At 51.1% G+C, this 2,180-nt stretch carries 2 protein-coding genes and 1 pseudogene; all 3 read left to right on the forward strand.

Annotation, left to right across the window (positions count from 1 at the left end; all coding sequences use genetic code 11):
• A pseudogene (locus VAE48_RS06605) lies at nt 1-252 on the forward strand (MoaD/ThiS family protein); the annotation flags it as partial.
• A 209-nt stretch (nt 253-461) separates the two neighbouring features.
• The gene (locus tag VAE48_RS06610) at nt 462-1,877 is read left to right on the forward strand and encodes a polymer-forming cytoskeletal protein (protein WP_322792525.1); all 1,416 of its coding nucleotides are present in this window, start codon (nt 462-464) and stop codon (nt 1,875-1,877) included.
• Between the two features lie 157 nt (nt 1,878-2,034).
• Nucleotides 2,035-2,180: PHP domain-containing protein (locus VAE48_RS17495; protein ID WP_416181031.1), on the forward strand; the 146-nt coding region annotated here is incomplete at its 3' end.

Below are 2,180 nucleotides of genomic sequence, written 5' to 3' on the forward strand. Positions count from 1 at the left end.
CTTGGAATGGACACACAGGAACGAGGTATCACTTTCATTAACGGACAATTGAGCGCCATGCCCGGTTTGCAGCCCGATTTAGATCACCCCTTGCGGGATGGCGACCGGGTAGCCTTCTTCCACCTGCGCTCGATGTGGCCGTTCCAATACCGCCATGGCGTAAGCATGGTTCAAGAAATGCAGAAAGCCATCATCGAAACCGACCAGATGGGTTTGCACCACGCATATAGTAAAGAGCAGCTAAAAGAATAACCCCTTGACTGCATAGAATCAGATACAAGCAGGTTCAACCCACCCCGTCAGGCGGGCTGATTAAATTTTGAAAATTTCACGTGCTTCTACTCATTTCACGCTAAAAGCCGACGCGTGTTAACGTTCGTTTAATCCTGGCTATTATTACAACCCGAGAGGGTATATTAACGTAAGTAGGATGTCCATAGATTAGAAAAAGGAGTATTGAAATGATCACGAACCAAAGAAAATTTTGGGCTTGCCTGATAACCTTCTTGGCACTGTTCCTGACCTCAATGTTCATCTTCGTGCGACCGGTAGAGGCAACTGTAATTGATGATGATGGCAGCTTGCCGGCTAACGAAACCATCAATGACGATCTGCTCATCTCTGCCAGAGATGTGATTCTGGATGGCACCGTCAACGGAACAGTTATTGCCGCCGGAAACCGCGTGATCGTCAACGGCACCATCAACGGCGACCTGTTCATGTTCGGCTCAGATGTGATTCTTTCCGAGAGCGGCAAGGTGGCCGGCAATCTTTTTGGAGCAGCCCGTTACATGGAGGTGCGCGGCAATGTCGGTGGAAGCGTGTTCGGCGGCAGCGCTGCTTTGCTCATAGGCAATAACGCAAAAATTGGAAGAAATGTATATTACGGCGGTTACAGTCTGGAAAGCATGGCCGGTTCCAGCGTGAACACCGACACCTTTGTGGGTGTGTATCAGGCAATCTTAAACGGAGAAATAAAGCGCAATCTAAGGGCTTCGGCTGCAGCACTGGAAATTAATGGCAGCATCGGTGGGGATGCAGTGGTGGATGTTTCTTCACCCGAAAGTGGTGATACCGCCATGTGGTTTATGCCCATGCAGCCAGGTTTACCACCTGCGATTCGGCCAGGTTTGCGCATCTCTTCTCAGGCTGTCATCGGGGGAGACTTGAAGTACACCAGCCCCACCGATCAATCTTCAGCCATTCAGGGCCGGCCGGCGGGCCAGATTATCTACCAGACCCCTGTTCCGGCACAAACCGATCAAAAGCCCTCCCCTTCCCAACCACCGCGCGGCATTTTTGCCCTGCCAGTCGTTAAAGCGATTGTCAATCTCCTTCGTAATCTGATTACATTGTTAATTCTCGGTGGTCTGGTGTTGTGGTTGCTGCCCAATTTCTTCCAGCGCACGGTGGACGAAGCCAACCGTCAACCACTGGCTTCCACCGGAGTCGGCCTGCTGAGTTTGCTGGGCGGTTACGTCGCTGCCCTTCTGGCGGGTGGGTTGATTTTTGGGATTGGGTTGCTGCTCAGCCTGATTACCCTGGGAGGGTTGAGCAACGCCATATTCGGGATTGGCTTTTCAAGCCTGGCAGTTTTTACAGCCGCCTTCACCCTGCTGGTAGCCTATGGCAGTAAACTGGTCGCATCATTTTGGGTCGGTCAGTTACTGGTACGCCAGATTGCACCGCAGGCACAAAATCCCCGCTTGTGGGCATTGCTGGCCGGTGTGCTGATCTATGTTATGCTGCGTGCCATCCCAATTTTGGGCTGGGTTATTGGCTTGCTCGCCACCCTGCTTGGTTTGGGAGCGCTGTGGTATGCATTCCAATCTTATCGAAAGCCGCTACCTGCTTTAGCAGAGCAAACACCTGCCTGAAAAAAAACTGTTTCATGGAATGATGGGCGGATTGACCGGTATGTGAGTCAATCCGCTTTTTTACAGGATAACAACCAGTTCTTAAACCGCTTTTGAACCGTTCTTAATCTTCCTGTCTGATAATACGCTTGGGAATCAATCCAATCAGCGAGGATTTATGGGACAGGCAGATTTGCACATTCACACCATTTACAGTTATGACGGCACTGCTACTCTTGAAGCAGTGCTGAAACATGCCCGCCGTGCCGGATTGGATGTCATCGCCATCACCGATCATGATGAGATACGCGGTGCACTGCGTGC

The organism is Bellilinea sp. (assembly GCF_034432615.1).
Taxonomy (GTDB): Bacteria; Chloroflexota; Anaerolineae; order Anaerolineales; family Anaerolineaceae; genus Bellilinea.